General features: G+C 37.4%; 20 protein-coding genes, 1 rRNA gene and 1 pseudogene. 8 read left to right on the top strand and 14 right to left on the bottom strand.

The annotated features are described in order from the left end of the window. Positions 1–129: 129 nt before the first annotated feature. The 4 genes from ytpR to ACW2QC_RS18560 form a co-directional block, all read right to left on the bottom strand. On the bottom strand, positions 130–732 hold the full coding sequence (gene ytpR, locus ACW2QC_RS18575) for a YtpR family tRNA-binding protein (RefSeq protein WP_457545434.1): 603 nt from the start codon (positions 730–732) through the stop codon (positions 130–132). A 15-nt stretch (positions 733–747) separates the two neighbouring features. After that, a complete protein-coding gene (locus ACW2QC_RS18570; RefSeq protein ID WP_457545433.1) occupies positions 748–1,554 on the bottom strand; it encodes a DUF1444 domain-containing protein in 807 nt (268 codons plus the stop codon). A gap of 30 nt (positions 1,555–1,584) precedes the next feature. Continuing rightward, positions 1,585–1,902, bottom strand: a complete 318-nt coding sequence (locus tag ACW2QC_RS18565; protein ID WP_457545432.1) for a thioredoxin family protein — start codon at positions 1,900–1,902, stop codon at positions 1,585–1,587. Positions 1,903–1,969: 67 nt separating this feature from the next. Then, the gene (locus ACW2QC_RS18560; protein WP_457545431.1) at positions 1,970–2,503 is read right to left on the bottom strand and encodes a hypothetical protein; all 534 of its coding nucleotides are present in this window, start codon (positions 2,501–2,503) and stop codon (positions 1,970–1,972) included. Positions 2,504–2,747: 244 nt separating this feature from the next. Here ACW2QC_RS18560 and ACW2QC_RS18555 point away from each other — a divergent pair, with 244 nt between their 5' ends. After that, the gene (locus tag ACW2QC_RS18555) at positions 2,748–3,188 is read left to right on the top strand and encodes a YtoQ family protein (RefSeq protein ID WP_457545449.1); all 441 of its coding nucleotides are present in this window, start codon (positions 2,748–2,750) and stop codon (positions 3,186–3,188) included. Positions 3,189–3,223: 35 nt separating this feature from the next. On the opposite strand, the gene ACW2QC_RS18550 is transcribed toward ACW2QC_RS18555, so the two are convergent. Next, positions 3,224–3,730, bottom strand: coding sequence for a DUF84 family protein (locus ACW2QC_RS18550; RefSeq protein WP_457545430.1), 507 nt, complete (start codon positions 3,728–3,730; stop codon positions 3,224–3,226). A gap of 61 nt (positions 3,731–3,791) precedes the next feature. After that, complete coding sequence (locus ACW2QC_RS18545; protein ID WP_457545429.1) at positions 3,792–4,856, bottom strand: M42 family metallopeptidase; 1,065 nt, start codon at positions 4,854–4,856, stop codon at positions 3,792–3,794. Positions 4,857–5,045: 189 nt separating this feature from the next. Here ACW2QC_RS18545 and ACW2QC_RS18540 point away from each other — a divergent pair, with 189 nt between their 5' ends. Next, on the top strand, positions 5,046–5,360 hold the full coding sequence (locus ACW2QC_RS18540; RefSeq protein WP_457545428.1) for a PepSY domain-containing protein: 315 nt from the start codon (positions 5,046–5,048) through the stop codon (positions 5,358–5,360). Positions 5,361–5,456: 96 nt separating this feature from the next. Here ACW2QC_RS18540 and ACW2QC_RS18535 read toward each other — a convergent pair whose 3' ends face one another. After that, positions 5,457–6,311 (bottom strand): YtnP family quorum-quenching lactonase, encoded by an 855-nt coding sequence (locus tag ACW2QC_RS18535; RefSeq protein WP_457545427.1) that lies wholly within the window; start codon positions 6,309–6,311, stop codon positions 5,457–5,459. An 885-nt stretch (positions 6,312–7,196) separates the two neighbouring features. Continuing rightward, positions 7,197–7,832, bottom strand: a complete 636-nt coding sequence (gene trmB, locus ACW2QC_RS18530; protein WP_457545426.1) for a tRNA (guanosine(46)-N7)-methyltransferase TrmB — start codon at positions 7,830–7,832, stop codon at positions 7,197–7,199. A gap of 92 nt (positions 7,833–7,924) precedes the next feature. On the opposite strand from trmB, the gene ACW2QC_RS18525 reads away from it, so the two are divergent. After that, the gene (locus ACW2QC_RS18525; protein WP_106496860.1) at positions 7,925–8,212 is read left to right on the top strand and encodes a YtzH-like family protein; all 288 of its coding nucleotides are present in this window, start codon (positions 7,925–7,927) and stop codon (positions 8,210–8,212) included. Here ACW2QC_RS18525 and ACW2QC_RS18520 read toward each other — a convergent pair. The 3 genes from ACW2QC_RS18520 to thpR form a co-directional block, all read right to left on the bottom strand. Continuing rightward, the gene (locus ACW2QC_RS18520) at positions 8,199–9,014 is read right to left on the bottom strand and encodes a phosphotransferase (protein WP_457545425.1); all 816 of its coding nucleotides are present in this window, start codon (positions 9,012–9,014) and stop codon (positions 8,199–8,201) included. The genes ACW2QC_RS18525 and ACW2QC_RS18520 overlap by 14 nt on opposite strands. Positions 9,015–9,163: 149 nt before the next feature. Next, positions 9,164–10,084, bottom strand: a complete 921-nt coding sequence (locus ACW2QC_RS18515) for an NERD domain-containing protein (protein ID WP_457545424.1) — start codon at positions 10,082–10,084, stop codon at positions 9,164–9,166. Beyond that, on the bottom strand, positions 10,068–10,655 hold the full coding sequence (gene thpR / locus ACW2QC_RS18510) for an RNA 2',3'-cyclic phosphodiesterase (protein ID WP_457545423.1): 588 nt from the start codon (positions 10,653–10,655) through the stop codon (positions 10,068–10,070). Before thpR ends, ACW2QC_RS18515 begins: the two co-directional genes overlap by 17 nt. Positions 10,656–10,800: 145 nt before the next feature. Between thpR and ACW2QC_RS18505 the strand changes: the two genes are divergently transcribed. Beyond that, positions 10,801–11,043, top strand: coding sequence for a DeoR family transcriptional regulator (locus ACW2QC_RS18505; RefSeq protein WP_457545422.1), 243 nt, complete (start codon positions 10,801–10,803; stop codon positions 11,041–11,043). Positions 11,044–11,087: 44 nt separating this feature from the next. Here ACW2QC_RS18505 and ACW2QC_RS18500 read toward each other — a convergent pair whose 3' ends face one another. Then, entirely contained in the window at positions 11,088–11,804 is a 717-nt protein-coding gene (locus ACW2QC_RS18500; protein WP_457545421.1) for a pseudouridine synthase, read from the bottom strand. Positions 11,805–11,816: 12 nt separating this feature from the next. After that, complete coding sequence (locus ACW2QC_RS18495) at positions 11,817–13,433, bottom strand: putative polysaccharide biosynthesis protein (protein WP_457545420.1); 1,617 nt, start codon at positions 13,431–13,433, stop codon at positions 11,817–11,819. Positions 13,434–13,611: 178 nt separating this feature from the next. On the opposite strand from ACW2QC_RS18495, the gene ACW2QC_RS18490 reads away from it, so the two are divergent. The 4 genes and pseudogenes from ACW2QC_RS18490 to hemQ all read left to right on the top strand — a co-directional run. Next, positions 13,612–14,877, top strand: a complete 1,266-nt coding sequence (locus tag ACW2QC_RS18490) for an NAD(P)/FAD-dependent oxidoreductase (RefSeq protein WP_457545419.1) — start codon at positions 13,612–13,614, stop codon at positions 14,875–14,877. Between the two features lie 92 nt (positions 14,878–14,969). Beyond that, positions 14,970–15,194 (top strand): hypothetical protein, encoded by a 225-nt coding sequence (locus tag ACW2QC_RS18485; RefSeq protein WP_457545418.1) that lies wholly within the window; start codon positions 14,970–14,972, stop codon positions 15,192–15,194. Between the two features lie 114 nt (positions 15,195–15,308). Continuing rightward, a complete protein-coding gene (locus ACW2QC_RS18480; RefSeq protein ID WP_457545417.1) occupies positions 15,309–15,776 on the top strand; it encodes a carboxymuconolactone decarboxylase family protein in 468 nt (155 codons plus the stop codon). A 264-nt stretch (positions 15,777–16,040) separates the two neighbouring features. Next, positions 16,041–16,691: pseudogene (gene hemQ, locus ACW2QC_RS18475) on the top strand (hydrogen peroxide-dependent heme synthase); the annotation flags it as partial. A gap of 171 nt (positions 16,692–16,862) precedes the next feature. Here hemQ and rrf read toward each other — a convergent pair. Beyond that, positions 16,863–16,956 (bottom strand): 5S ribosomal RNA (gene rrf / locus ACW2QC_RS18470); the annotation flags it as partial.

Genomic DNA, 16,956 nt, shown 5'->3' with positions numbered 1-16,956 from the left:
ACCCTATTTTATCAGTTTTTCTTAGTAGTGTGTTAGCGTAACATAAAAAAACAACCTATGTCCTAAGACGTAGGTTGCTTTGTATAAAGAAAAGTTAAGTGCTCATGCGAATACTTTTTTACCCCATTATCAAAAATCAAACACTTCTCCAGTTTTGTAACTGTCCTCCAGCACGTAAATGCCTTTTTCTTTTGGAGCATTTGGCAAGCCTAATTCTTTTTGCGAACATATCATACCATTCGATGGAACCCCTCGTAATTTTGTCGGTTTAATTTTAAGTCCGCTTGGCATTACTGCTCCAACTTTAGCTACCACTACTTTCTGACCTTCATCAACATTTGGTGCACCACATACAATTTGCAGTGTTTCATCACCTACATCAACCTGGCAAACGTTCAATTTATCAGCATTTTCATGTGCGGTTTTGCTGTTCACATAACCAACAACGAATTTTGGTCGTAAATCAAAGTTTAGCGAATCATCCAGACTATTTTTTGTAAAAAATGATTTTAACTTGTTAAGTAGATCTTCCGTTAGGGTGATTTTTCCTGTATTAGGCAATTCGAAATGGGTTGATGCCTGAAAAATATTATAACCGAGTATTGTTCCTTTCACATCAGTGATTTTCGTTATATCACCAAACTTTTCCTGCTTTACTTCATAGCGATCCCCATCTTCTAGTGGGATGATTAACACATCGCCAATGCCTATTGGATTATAAAACACATCCACATGCGTTCATCCTTTCTAACCTTTCTCTGGTCTGTTTTTTGCCAAGATAAAAATTGGCTCTAAGTGTTTATTTTCATATATGAATGACAACGATGTGATCGGTATTCTTCCTTCAGCGAAAAACTTCATTGTCATCTGTGCTAATATATCATACCCTGTTTTATTTTGAATGTCAGCAATTATTAAGACATCTTGATGCGGGACTGCAATCGCTAGTTCACCCTTACTGTTAGCCTTCATTTCTTCCAAAAATGCTTCATTTAAAATTCTACTTGCATCATATCCATCCTGTTTCGCCACAAAATAAAAATCATTATCTGCTACAGTATCTTTTTTATAATCTGTTGACAGTGAACGAATATTAAATGTCGCGATCTCATCTATCCGATCTAATGTCCAGCCTTCTTTCTCCAACATAGGCTGATCAATTAACTGATAGGACTTCCCTAAATCCAACGCATAAAAGATTCTAGTTTCTGCAGTATGTTCCTTAGTAACTAGGGTTGTCCCAGCTTTTGTTTCGGTTGGGAATGATGTTGCTCGAATAACTGGAAAGATGTTTTTTTCCATCCCTGTTAGTTGATAATCTTCGTGCATGATACGAAGCGACTCTGTAATATGGTCGACCAACTCATCAATCGCCTGTTCCCCACGTTCATTGTATTTGGCAACAACATTAGGTAGTGTAATTTTTACTCCTTGCCTTGAATCTTTCCACTCAATCCGAAGTGTATCGTTATCCCTGTTATACGTGATGTTATGTTGAGGATTCGCGAGCCGTTCTTCTAAGATTCTTTTTAGTTTTATACTAGTCATTTTCATTGGATATTCCTCCTACTTGGAAGCATTGTACTAGTTTGGTAAATCGTTAATAAATGTCATGATTTCTTCTTTTGTTTTCTGATCTTTACTTACAAAACGAGCAATTTCTCTTTCGTTCTTAAATGCAATAAAGCTTGGGATGCCAAATACATCATACTCTTGACACAACTCAATAAACTGGTCACGATCTATCATAACAAAAGTAAATTCCGGATAGGCATTTTCAATCTCTGGTAAAATCGGTTCTATTACACGGCAATCAGGACACCAATCAGCACTAAAAAGAGCAATGACTGGGCCTTCTTTCACATACGTGTTCAATTGTTCTATCGATTCTAATGTTTTCATTGTCATCATCCCCCAATGTAATAGTATCTTTGTTTTACCTGCAGTTCAAACAATAGCTGCCTTATACTTATTTTTCTTCTGGGTCAGTTGTTATACTGATCGACCGTGCCATTTTCATTAATTCCATGGCATCGCTATCCATCTTTTCTTTTGACGTATAGGTTGTTATTTTAATTCCTCCAATACCAACTTGCATTTCATATCCATCACCCTCATCAGGCAAAACGTGAATATAGCCAAATTTGTCATCATCTTCAAATGACTCATTTAATAATGCATCATCACGTTGAACAGATTGAAAGTTTAACTGGCTGTTTAGATCTTCTAAGTTGTTGTAGAAAACGATGTATGTTTGATCACCATCTTTTAAAATCACATTACTTTTTGATTCCTCATCGACTTCTAAATGACCAGGTACATAGAGGGAGAAATTATTTAATTGCTGATTTGGTATTATTTCCATTTTTTCCGCCCTAAATGCTTGTTGGGCCGCTTTCTTTGCATCGTTTATCGCATCTTCCTCTGATTTCGTACTACAACCGCTTATGACTATGATCAGAAGCAGAAAAACGATTGGCATTCGTCGTTTCATTTTTCTCACAGTTTTATTTCCCCCAAATTCACTAGTTCTGACAACAAGCAGCTAATCCGTTTCGATCAACTGTATATGTGCAATAATCATATCATGTTTAGCCAGACAAGTTTTTAGTTCTTTTTACCCCTACTATCATACTACGATTACCTAATTTGACAAGACTTGTTTTTCTGTCCTGTTGCAGAAGGATTGCATTGTTCAAAAAAGTCTTTAAAATAGAAGTGTATCTAGTTTTGGGAGGGGATTTATGATGGAATTAACCGTATATTTAGCTGGGCAAATTCACGATGACTGGCGCGAGGACCTTAAGAAAAAGGCTGAATCAAAAAAGCTACCGTTAACATTCGTGGCTCCACAAACAAATCACGATCGTTCTGACAATATCGGTGAGGATGTGTTGGGCGAGCAGCCAGGAAATGTCTTCAAAGATGATGCGGCTTCAAGTATTAATAATTTAAGAACACAGGTGTTAATGCAAAAGTCTGATGTCGTAATTGCACTTTTCGGGGAAAAATATAAACAATGGAATACGGCGATGGATGCCAGCGCAGCAATTACGATGAATAAACCAACAATTATTGTACGACCATCATCACTGATTCATCCGCTAAAAGAATTAACGAACAAAGCAAACGTAGCGGTTGAAACGGTTGACCAAGCACTTGATGTACTAAGCTATATTTACGAATAAATTGCAGTGGCAGCGGAATCTGTTCCGCTGCTCATTTAAAATCGTTTGTTAAACTCCCATTGACCACGTAAAAGCTTAACAACATGTGTAAACATTTCTTTTCTCGTAATTAATTCATTGGTAAAAATCCCGATTGCACCTTCGTTTTTCCTAACTTCTTGTTTCATCGCAAAATCATCCATTACATCGCCCAATTCATGACCTTTTGTTAATTGCGTATTAATTTCTTCAGGTAATGGAATTCTCGCACCACTTGCAGTATAAATGTTTTTCTCTAGGTCAACAAGCGCACCCCAATTACACAAGTATAGTTGATCGTCAACATACATTACGCCACCTTCAAGACCAATTCCCATCGTATCCGGACTTCTTTTCACACATTCCATTGCCCGGTTAATAGCTCCTTCTTTTGTTTCCTCATCAGAAAACGGTTGAGCAGAAACACTGGAAGATGCACTAATCGTAATTACAAAATCAGTTGGAAATACTTCTTCAACCGCATTCATTTTAGTAGGATTTTTAGAGCCGACTGAAATTTTCATATTCGTTCCTCACAATCAAGAATGCTGCCACCTTTCATGTGGCAGCAGCAATGATACTATATTATTTACTGCGAATTTGCTCCACAGCATTTTGATCCGTTGTTTTAACAAGTTTAATTAAAAGTTCTTTAGCAGCTTGATAATCATCTACATGAACGATCGATGCCGATGTATGGATATAACGTGAGCAAATGCCTACAACTGCCGATGGAACACCATCATTTGCAAGATGAACACGGCCTGCATCTGTACCGCCCTGTGATACAAAATACTGATACGGAATATTGTTTGACTCGGCTGTATCCAAAATAAATTCTCGCATTCCGGTATGGGTGATCATTGAACGATCAAATATTCTCAGCAATGCCCCTTTCCCCAATTGTCCAAACTCTTTTTTCTCTCCTGACATATCATTTGCCGGTGAGGCATCAAGTGCATAAAAAATATCAGGCTTGATCATGTTTGCGGCAACTTGTGCACCACGTAAGCCTACTTCTTCTTGAACTGTTGCTCCAGAGAACAATTGATTAGGTACTTTTTCGTTTTGTAACTCTTTTAAAAGTTCAATTGAAAGCCCACAACCATAGCGATTGTCCCATGCTTTAGCTAAGATTTTTTTAGGATTAGCCATTGGTGTAAACGGACAAATTGGCACGATCGGCTGGCCTGGTTTAATACCAATTTTTAATGCATCATCTTTATCATCAGCACCAATATCGATCAGCATATTTTTCATTTCCATTGGCTTCTTACGTTGTTCTGGTGTCAAATTATGCGGTGGAATTGATCCGATAACACCGATAACCGGTCCAGTTTCCGTCATGACTTGCACACGTTGTGCCAACATGACTTGATTCCACCAGCCACCTAACGTCTGGAACCGAATCATTCCATTTTCGGTAATTTGGGTAACCATAAAACCAACTTCGTCCATATGGCCCGCTACCATAACTTTGGGGCCTTCGCCATTTTTTACGCCAAAGACACCACCCAAATTATCCTGGATGATTTCATCTGCGTATTTCTCCAATTCCCCTTTCATGAACTTTCGGACGAGATGTTCATTTCCAGATGCCCCTTGTAATTCGGTCAATGTTTTGAAAAGATCCAATGTATCTTGTTTCAAATTATTCTCCCCCATTACTTGTATTTGGTAACTCTTTTATGTACTACCTCCATTATAACGGAAACACCCATGCCGTTTCCACTTATCACTATAAACTGGTTTTTTATTTTCTATTTTTTATCATTTGCGGTATACTAACCAGTGAAGTGATATTTCTTCGGCTCTAAATTCATAGCTTGAGGTGATAAAATGGGAATGAAAAAAGCAGCATTAGCAGCAGGACTAGGTGTTGTCGTCGGTTATCTTGCTAAATATCAAGTTGATCAATTACAAAAATTAACACCAGAAAAAGCTTTAAAACAAGCTAAAGAAACATTTAAGAGACAAGGACCTATTAGTGGCTCATGGATTTATATGAAGCCTGAAGAGGTTGAAAAAAATGGTCTATCATACAATGCTTATCGTGGAGGCGTAACACGCAACATCGACGGTGAAAACAAACAATTTGAATTTCATATTGATGTTGAAACAGGCGCCGTAATTGATTCTATTCAAACAACATAAATGTTGGAGCTGCTCTTTATATAGGAGTAGCTTTTTTGTTAAGTTAAGATGCCAAACCACAAATAAGAGCCATCCACATAGGATAGCCCCTTCACTTTACTTATAATCGTAACGCTCTCGTTTAACCTCATCTATTTTTTCACCAACATCATTAAACTTAATCGCACGGTAATATGCATCATGATAAAAGGTATACCAGGCCTGCTTCTGATAACCAATGTTCATCCACTTTTCTTTTTGATGAACAGATGTAACGGGATAATCATCATATGCTAAGGCCCACAATTTGTTTTGATGGGCATGTGTCGGCATAATATCGGCCATGTGAATAAAGTTTTCGTCACCATCATCAAATACAAGAATACTGTGGCCATCACTATGGCCCCCAGTGTGAATCATTTTTAGTCCTTCAACAATAGTGATTTCATTTTCAAATGGCTCAACTTGTTCTTGAATCGGCTTCCAATTCATTTCCCAATAGGTGTTTACCGATCGAATATTCGGATTGCGCATTTCATTCCATTCAACAGATGAAACGTATATTGTGGCATTCTCAAAAACTGGAACAAACGAATCTCCTGCTTTTTTTGTTAGTCCACATGCATGATCAAAATGCAAGTGGGTCATTAGCATCGCATCAATATCTCCAGTTGTTAATCCCAATTGTGATAGTGAGCTCTCAATTGATGATTCTTCGAGCACACCAAAGTTTCGCAATTGCTTGTCCGTTAATTTACCCTGTCCCATCCCAGAATCAACGATAAAATTTTTCCCATCGATTTGAAGTAAAATTGGGTCTGTTCGTAATTCAATTTGGTTTTTTTCATTGTATGGATATTTCTTTCCCCATAAAGCTTTTGGGACAACCCCAAACATGGCTCCTCCATCTAAAAAGTTAACGCCACCATTCAACCATGTTAATCTTGCACGACCAATCTGTAATGTTTCCATTGTTCCTTCCTCCTTTTCCCTATTTCTAGTTTAGCTTAAAGCAAGGAAATCGTGCAAACGCTACCATCCAAATTCTTATACCTTCTTATTTTTAAAGAAGGACCTTTTTGTAATGTTTGTTGCTTTTTAAATTCCGTAGTTGATATAAAATGCGACATAACTTTAGCGTGACTTCCACTCATTCTATATAAGATGAGTGCTAGTCCAGCGCTGCGGAAAAATACTCGCTTTCCATGGGGAACGCTTCAGCCTCCTCGGAAGAAAACCACTTCCTTTGGTGTCTTCAGACTGTTCCTTTTCCCATTGGACTTGAAAAGACATCCTTGAATTTTCACCGCACGAAGAAAATTGGTTTGTATTTTCGAGGAGTCTCGCATTTTTCCGCAGCTCAGAATAACTTTCTGTTCAAGGGTGTAAAAGTCCGTGTAACGTAGATTCCATGGTTTTCCCCTTTCGATAATTAGAACACTACTAACAGCGTAGGCAGAATACGTAGACTCCTGCGGGAACAGCACGTGTCTGAAGACCCCGCAGCGGCGGTTTTTCCGCGAGGCAGGTTAAGTACGCGACGTCCTGGGTCTCCGATTACTCGACCCACTGAAAACATTTGTCGCAACACCTGCACTAGCACGTCCTGTGCGTCGAAGGCTAAAGCCGTGCCCGCGGAAAGCGAAGTATTCTGCCGGAGCGGAATCCAACACAATCATCAATTAGAACGAGAAAAATCGTCATGGAAGAGAATTTTCACTACGTCACAGTTTATAATTTATTGTGTCAAAAAACACCAATCTTTTAGAAAAGCGCGAGCGCCGTTACAGGCTAAGTGGTCTGCTCCATAAAAAAAGAACCCGATCAACGAGTTCCTGATAAATACATATAACTATCCTAAAAACTGGCACGACAACGATAAATCACATGCCCCTTCTCGGAAAACTTCTGTTCATATTCGGTCATGACATTGGTCGGATCCTGGAGCTGATGCAAGTCTAAATCAACATCTTCTAATTGCATGCCAAATGCCGAAAGACTGACTAATGAATACTCAAACAAGCCTCGATTATCCGTCTTTAGAATAATTTCCCCAGACGAATCCAATATAGTACGATACTTTTCTAAAAACGTACGAAAACTTAATCGCCTTTTTTCATGCCTGTTTTTAGGCCACGGATCAGAAAAGTTCAAATAAATCGTACTTACCTCATCCTCAGCAAAAACGTCGCATAGTTTGTCTGCATCCATATTTACTAACAAAATGTTGTCCAATCCGGAATCAATAATTTTTTGTGCTGCCGTGACAATAACACTTTTGCTGAGCTCAATTCCAATAAAATTCACATCTGGATATTGCTCCGCCATCCCAACTAAAAACTGGCCTTTACCAGTACCAATTTCTAAATGAATCGGGTTTTCATTACCGAAAGCAGCATGCCAGTTTGCCTTATGGTTCACAGGATTTGCTATCACTAGCTGGTTATTTTTTGCTAAAAAATCATCAGCCCATGGTTTATGACGTTGACGCATATTTCATACCTCTCTTTTCTAGAAATCACCAATTATTTTTTATCATGAATTTTACAAAGATGCCAACACTATTAGATATGAGGTGATTAATAATGACGTTAACCGTTCATGATCAACTAACGCTTTTGCATGATATATTAGGTGAACACACGGAAGATTGCAGTGGTGAAGTATCGGAATACCAGCAAATAAAACGATTGGTTCAAGCAATGATGGCAAAGAATAGTATTACCGATGACCAGCTTCTTCAATTATTACCAGAAATTTATAATTATGGTCGGCAAGGTGAAATCGCGCAGAACTCACCTGAACATATAACGGCAAATAAAAACAATATTGAAAACTGGATGAGCGCAATAACAAACACTAGTTTAGAATAGCTTCATATACATGTGTATTTAAGTCACGTAAATCGCGTAGACGTTCTTGTACTTTTTCACCTTCATTACGTTCATTATGCCAAAACAAATAACTTAGTGAATCGGCTAGTAAATACCAATACATGCGTTCAATCAGCTGTTTATCATGTACAACGCCATATTGTTTTAGCCAGTTATTCCAGTCTTCCATAGGGATATACCATTTGAGTAACATCCCAAAGTCCATAACTGGATCAGCTATCGTGGCATTATCCCAATCAATTAAATAAAGTTGTCCATCTTTAGTCAACAACAAATTATTATGGTTCAAGTCACAATGACATACAACCTGTTTCTGTTCTCTTGTAACAGGTAATAACTGCTCCAAGTAGCTTAAAGCATCCCGAACCTCGGCAAATTTTTGTACGAGGTTGTTTGCATGTAATTGTTTTTTAAGATTTTCAAAGTTTTCATCGGGTGTTACCGGTCTTTTTCCCAAACGCATAAGCATATGAAGTAATTCAGACGAGTGGTGAATTTTATGTAAAAGTTCAGCCACACGTGGATGCTGCATTTCTTCTGGCTTTAGTTCTCTTCCTTCAATCCATTCCTGTGCAGTAATAACGTCCCCATTTTCCATCCGTTTCGTCCAAATCAATTTGGGGACGATACCTTCAGCTGAAAGTACTGCTAAAAACGGTGATGAATTTCGTTTAAGGAAAAGTCGTCTATTTTGATTTTCAGCAATATAAGCATCGCCTGTCAATCCGCCTGCTGGTGCAATATTCCATTCCTTACCTAATGCGTGGTTTAGCCAATTCACCGTTCATTCCTCAAATCTCTAGTTTCTTTTATAGTCCAATTACTTATTTTATAACGATCTTAATAAAAATACAACAATGATAACAGATTAATGATAACCAATTTAAAAAATGTTATGGCCATTACCTGCCTATTTTTGATAAATCTACACTATCCCTCATCATCCACGGAAAACGTCGTGGTAGTTTCTTCTTCCCATTCCGGGCGTTTTACTGATGTTGTCTGGCAATGCTTCAGTAAGGCATCTGCAACTTTTAATTGTCGGTTTTTTAACGGGGATTTTAACTTTCTTTTTTCTTCAAACCATTTCTCATAGCCCTGTTTGCCAATTATATTCGTATGATATGATTCCGATTCCCCGATAATGTGATTTGTGCGAGACAGAACAACCTTTTTCACGGGAAAATCAATATCATTCTTACTCAAAATACTTTTTATAATTTGTTCCGTTCGTTTTAAAGCAACTATAGGACTTAAAATTTTTGATTGCGTATGGTTCGTCTCCATAATCCATGTCCGTTCATCTGTCACCATTATCAAGTCTGCTTTGTCTTCTAATAAATAAATAATCTCTATCCCTATTGGACTAATAAAAATAACTTCTCCATCAATCGGAGCATTTTTTAGCCTGAAAGTTGGGTAATACATCAACAAATACGTATCGGGAAACCGTTGCAAAAAATACTTTAGTGTTGCATCATGATAATAAGATTTTTCCATAAACGACAGTTCCGTCACAGTTGAAGATGCCCATTTTAATTGAATTGGGTATAGTTTATCTAAAAAGTACTGTTTTAACTCATGCTCTGTTTTTGGTAAAGCCTCTTCATGTACAGGTTCTTCCTCAATAACCTCCCGCTTAAAAAATGCTTTCCACTTTGAAATAGTTGAAGTATGCTTGGTTGAATTGGTATCCTGCTTATCTTGCTCAAGTGTCTCGTTTTGATCATCCCACAAACCGTTCAGCTTATTCCAATTCTCCTGTTTCAATCGAATATATTGGCTTGGATAGCGGAACACATTCCAACCATATCGGGAAACATAATCTTCAAGCTTAATCAGTTGTGCCATTGTTTTCACCTCTTAAATTATATCTGGAGACTACTTTATATTTCGGATCTTGTTTAGGGAAAATTTGATATAGTATAACCTCGTTAACCGTTAACAAATAGTGTTCACTTTTAAAGAGATCCTTCAGCCCTAATATTTTCTTTTCATCAAGTGGACCATTCCATTTTTTGGCAAGCGTTATATGTGGATGGTAAGCACGTTGTTCGGGTTTAAATCCGTACTCTTCCATGGATGATTCAATCTTTTGATGAAACAAGGTTAATGCTTTATTCTTCGTCACGCCTACCCAAAGAATACGTGGTCCTTTTGGGTTGCCAAACAAACCTATTCCACCGACTTCAAGTGAAAATTGCGGGAAACTTTCAATATTTCGTAACGCATTTTGGATCGAATGAATCGTGGCTTCCTCCACCGGTCCTAAAAATTTTAATGTGATGTGTAGATCATGTTTATTTGGCCACTGTTTGTATGGTAACTGGGGCTTTAGATCTCGTTGCCATCTATAGAATGTATCTTCTAACTGTGATGAGATTGGTATCCCAATGAAATAGTGTGATGTACTTGTCATCATAGATCTCTCCTACTTATTTAATCGTACTAAGTAATAAGAATATGTATGGTTTATTCACATTTTGTTGAATATTTCCCCTTTCGATCTTTCGAAAATAGGTGTAAACTAATAGTAACGTCAAGATTCACTTTGCACCACAGGTTTAATGATTACATTAAGGAGTGGTTTTTTGAATCAACCAACATCTCGAATGCTAACCAGAGTCAAAGCTGTCTACCTTTACATTAGAGAGAATGGAACCGTAACGACAACTGAATTAGCCGATGAATTTGGAACGACAGATCGTACCATCCAACGAGACTTACATGTGTTAGTGTACAATGGTCTCGTTAACAGCCCAACACGCGGCAGATGGAAAACAACAAATAAAAAAGTAAAAATATCCTAAAAAACTAATGAAGAAAGGCTGACATTAACTATGTCAGCTCTTTTTTATTTTTTTAGGGAAAAGCAGTAAGATAGTTCTTCCTCCGTTAGTTCCCGATATTCTCCTAATGCTAACGTTTCATCAAGTTGTAGTTCACCCATGCGCAAGCGCTTTAGATAGGTAACTTTTTTTCCAACAGCTTCAAACATCCTTTTTACCTGATGATATTTTCCTTCTGTTATGGTAAGTTCAATTTCAGAAATATTTCCAGCTTGAAGAATGATAAGTTCTGCCGGTTTCGTTTTATATCCATCTTCAAGCACAACTCCTTGTTTAAATAAGGACATATCTTGATCTGTAACAAGGCCAGCAACTTTTGCAGCATATGTTTTTTTAATTTCCTTCCTTGGTGATGTTAACTGGTGAGCAAGTTCCCCATCATTCGTCAAAAGCAATAATCCCTCTGTATCTTTATCAAGTCGCCCAACAGGAAATGGTTTAAAGTGCTGGTGGCCCCCGTTTAATAGGTCGACAACTGTTTTTTCTTTGTCATCAACCGTTGCGGATATATATCCTTGTGGCTTATGTAACATAATATAAAGATACTTTTGGTACTGGACACTTTTCCCATTCACTGTAATGACGTCCTTAGCCGGATCAACATGAACACTACCATCTTTTTGAATCAGATCATTAACCGTTACCTGCTTCTTTTTTAGTAGACCCTTCACATCTTTCCGACTACCAAATCCTGTATTTGCCAATAGTTTATCAAGCCGCATAAACAAAACTCCCTACTTAAAAATTCGATCCAATATGCGAACACGATCTCCTAGCGTACGTTCCAATAGTGTTGATTTGTAGGCGAGCCATAAATAAGCTAACCCTCCAGCACCAACACTAATTATCAGCATTAGGACAGCTGCCCATCTACTTTCATCATATGGAAGAAACATTCCGCCTATCGCCTTAATAACCCAGATAACTAAAACCATGATCATCGTAAAAATCAAAATTAGCAATGCTCGTTTATACACCTGTTTGAATGAAAACTGAACAGATTGATGAACACGCCATAAATTCAAAATAACTGCTATGCCTACCGCAAGTCCTGTCCCAAATATGGCACCTTTTGCTCCAAACATATGAATCAACTGGATGTTAAACAGTACCTTAACTAATAAACCTGCGGACAAACTTACAACAGCAAATCGTTGTTGATTAATCCCCTGTAAAATCGAAGCAGACACGGTAAACAATGCAAACAATAACGCTACAGGTGCATACCAGCCTAATAAAGGTCCTGTTAATTCAATGTTTTTTAATCCATATAAGGAACCATAGGCGACATCAGATAATACAGACAGACCAACAGCAGCAGGAATAACTAACACAAGCACAATTTGCAAAGCTTGATTGATCTGCTGATATAATAATGGACGATTTTTTTGTGTAAATGTCTTCGTTAGAGCGGGAAGAATTGCTAACGATAGCCCTGTAGCAATCGTTACAGGAATAATAATTAATTTATGTCCGTAAAAACTAATCGCAGAGAATGCGGTCACTGCTATGTCACTTTGCCCAATTGCAACCATTGCCCGGTTAAAGGTAAATTCATCGACTAATTGATACAATGGTGTCGCAATACCAACTAAGACAAATGGACCAGCATACCGGAACAATTCAATAAAGAGATCCTTCGTTGGAATATCATGTGTATAACGTTGCTGTTGCAGTTGTGTATCGATATATGGTTTGCGTTTACGCCAATAAATCCACAAGACAAAACAAGATGCTAAAGCACCGATAAATGCAGCAAATGTTGCAAATCCCACCGCTGTAGTAATGGTTCCATCAAAAATATTCATCACAATAAAAACAGATACGAGCAAGAACACAATCCGGACAATTTGTTCAATCACTTGGGAAACAGCTGTAGGTCCCATTGATTCATACCCTTGAAAAAATCCTCTAACAATACTCATAGCCGGTATGAGCAATAAAGCAAAACTAACCATGCGAATGACAGACGCCACATCCTCAACAGAGTTTGCTAAATCGTCATCCGTTATAATCCAAGGTGCCAGCAAATCAGCTCCAAAAAATAGTGCTAAGAAGGCAATAAATCCGGTAACAGCCATTAGAGATATGCCAGCACGAAACATGCGCATTCCTGTTTGGTAATCATCTAATGAATTATATTTTGAAACAAATTTGGAAACGGCTAAAGGTACGCCGACTGTAGAAACACTAATTAGAATATTATACGGAATATAAGCATATTGGAACAGTGCCCCACCCTCGTCTCCAACTATTTCATTAAAAGGAATAACATAAATCATTCCTAATAACTTTGATAAAAATGTTGCACCCGTAAGTAACATGGTGCCCCTGACGATATTGTTCGACATTATTTCACCTGCGTCTTCATATTATTTCTATCCTAAATTATTCTATCACAGATAAGCTTCGTAGGATAAAGTTTCCTTCTATATATATTCGTTTATTTCTTTACTAAACGCACGTCTCATAAAAAATAGGAATTTTAATTAAAAAATGATAAGCTATTTCAGAAAGGAATGAGGATAGTTGTCATATGATGTAATTGTAATTGGTGGAGGTCCTTCTGGATTAATGGCTTCGATCGCCGCAGCCGAGAATGGGGCCAAAACGATGTTAATTGAAAAAGGAAAAAAGTTAGGAAAAAAACTTGCAATTTCTGGCGGTGGACGTTGTAATGTCACAAATAAACTTCCGCAAGACGAAGTAATTAAGCACATCCCTGGGAACGGAAAATTTTTATATAGTCCGTTTTCTGTTTTCAATAACTATGACATCATCGACTTTTTTGAAAATATGGGTGTAAAACTAAAAGAAGAAGATCATGGCCGCATGTTTCCAGCCTCGAACTCAGCAAAAACGGTTGTGAATGCATTAATAAACAAACTTTACGAACTAAATGTTGATATCAGAATGAGTACAGCTGTCAGTGCTGTCCACTACGATGAAACAAAACATACCATTATTTTATCAGACCATAATAAGATTGAAACAACATCGGTCGTAATCGCTGTTGGTGGAAAAGCTGTACCACATACCGGTTCAACAGGTGACGGATATGCATGGGCAAAAAAAGCTGGACACACGATCACCGATCTATACCCGACAGAAGTCGCGCTAACTTCAAACGAGGTATTCATTAGAAATAAATCTTTACAAGGTCTTTCGTTAAGGGATGTAGCTTTAACCGTACTAAATAAGAAACAAAAACCAATTATCACCCACCAAATGGACATGCTGTTTACCCATTTTGGTGTATCAGGTCCCGCTGTTTTGCGCTGTTCACAATTCGTTGTCAAAGAACTTAGAAAAGGTAGAGAACAAGTTCCAATGGTCTTAGATGTTTTACCAGACAAAAATGAACAACAATTGGTTAACACAATCTGGGAGGATATGGATAACCATCCGAAAAGAACAGTCAAAAATATGCTGAAAGGAATTATACCTGAACGATTACTAATTTATATCCTTACTAAAAATAGTGTACATGAAGATGAAAAAACAGCCAACATTTCAAAAGAAACCGTTCGTTCTATTATTTATGACATGAAGCATTTTTCTTTTCATGTCAATGGATCTTTACCACTTGAAAAAGCATTTGTCACTGGCGGTGGCGTATCCATTAAAGAAATTGTACCAAAAACGATGCAATCAAAGATAATGGACAGGTTATATTTTTGTGGAGAAATATTAGACATTCATGGTTATACGGGTGGGTATAATATCACTTCAGCACTAGTAACTGGCAGGCTTGCCGGAACAAATGCCGCAAATGAAGCAGCCTATCAGATGTAATCCCACTTTTGGTATGTCATTCCTTGTATTTTTTATATTACAAATGCCAACCTAATAATGTCTGGGGACAAAAATCAAGGGGGATTGGGACTATGCAAAAGAATGGAATGTGGATACCTTTAATCGCTTCAGTTGGAGTTGGAGCAGCAACTTATTATTCGATGACCAAAAACAATCAGGGATTAGGTCAAACAATGGAAAAAATGGTCCCGTTTGTTTCACAGATGGGCGCCAGTGGAAATAATAACGGAAACACAAATAGCAGTCAGGGAAATAGTCAAAACAGCCAAAAACTAGGCCCCTTTGGAATGAGTTAATCATGTAAAGCGTGTCACAAAAATGACACGCTTTTTTTAAGCAATAAACTTCAATATATAAGTTATAAGTCCTACAATTAAATGGAGGGATAAAAAGTCTAGGAGGGATTTTCCATGGAATCACGTTTAGATTATTACTCAATTGCCCCTGATGCTGCAAAAATAATGGTGCAATTTGAGAAATATGTGAAGTCAACAAATCTTGATTCAACATTACTTGAGCTTGTCAAAACACGTGCCTCACAAATAAATGGCTGTGCATTTTGTTTAGACATGCATACAAAAGATGCACGGGCTAATGGAGAGACGGAACAACGTCTATATGCATTAAATGCTTGGAGAGAAACAGACTTTTATACGAAAAAAGAACGCGCAGCACTAGCATTAACCGAAGCAATTACACAAATTTCCACGAATCACGTGACGGATGAATTATATAATGATGTACGCGAACATTTTGATGAAAAGGATTTCGTTGACTTAGTTTATGCGATCAACACAATTAACAGTTGGAATCGCCTAGCAATAACAACACGAGCTGTACCAGGTAAATACCAACCTTCAAAAAAACAAATTCATTAGAGAAAAGCTGTTCTGAGACTAATTTAAGAACAGCTTTTCATTTATACAATCATTTTTATCACAAAAACTTCACAACTGAAACCGACAACTTGTGATTGTTGTCACAGAACTTGCTTACAATAAGTCCTATCATAACAATTGAAAAATAAACGTTTCATAGGAGTGATTATGATGGAAAAAACGGTAGAAACATTCGATGGATGGTTTGCCCTACATGATTTTTGAACAATTAACTGGGAAAAATAGCAACAAGCAACGGAAACAGAGAGAAAATCAGCATTAGACGAATTTAATGCCTTACTTAAAGACTGGCAACAAATAGAAGATGATAAACAAGGTAGTCATGCAGTTTATTCAATCGTTGGCCAAAAAGCTGACATTATGTTTATGCTACTCCGTCCAACAATGAAAGATCTAAACAAATTAGAAAACCAATTCAATAAAACAACACTAGCACATTACACGGTCCCAGCCTTTTCATATGTTTCCATTATTGAAAAAAGCACATATACAAAGCGGGAAACTGATCCATATAAAGATCCAGTTATGCGCGCAAAATTATTTCCGACTATTCCTAAAACCGAATATATCTGTTTTTATCCAATGAGTAAACAGTGTGGCGAATCAACAAACTGGTTTACACTTTCAAAAGAGGAACGCGGTCGTATGATGTTCGAGCACATTGCAACTAGTAAACATTATACCGATGATGTAAAGCGGATCGTTACTGGTTCTATTGGATTTGATGATTATGAATGGGGAGTATCATTATTCTGTGATGATGTTCTTAAGTTCAAAAAATTAATTTATGATACTAGATTTGATGAAGTTAGTGCTAAATACGCTATTTTTGGAACCTTTTTCATTGGTATTTATTTATCTAATGAAGAAATGGCTTCTTATTTTCAAGTTTAATTAGGGTTTCAAGAGCAAAGATTGGCTTATATATGATCTTTGCTTTTGAATTCGGTTAGGTGTTTCCTTTTATTCCATAAAGCTATGTTCAACGCATTCCTTAAGAAATAGATGAATACACGAAAAGAGCCAGAATACGATTCATCATCGTACTCTGGCTCTTTATTTAGTGCCTGGCGGCGTCCTACTCTTGCAGGGGCAATGCCCCAACTACCATCGGCGCTGGAGAGCTTAACTACTGTGTTCGGCATGGGAACAGGTGTGA

The organism is Virgibacillus sp. FSP13 (assembly GCF_054048505.1).
The sequence above is the reverse complement of the archived record's forward strand: the minus strand, read 5'-3'. Positions and strand labels throughout refer to the sequence as shown.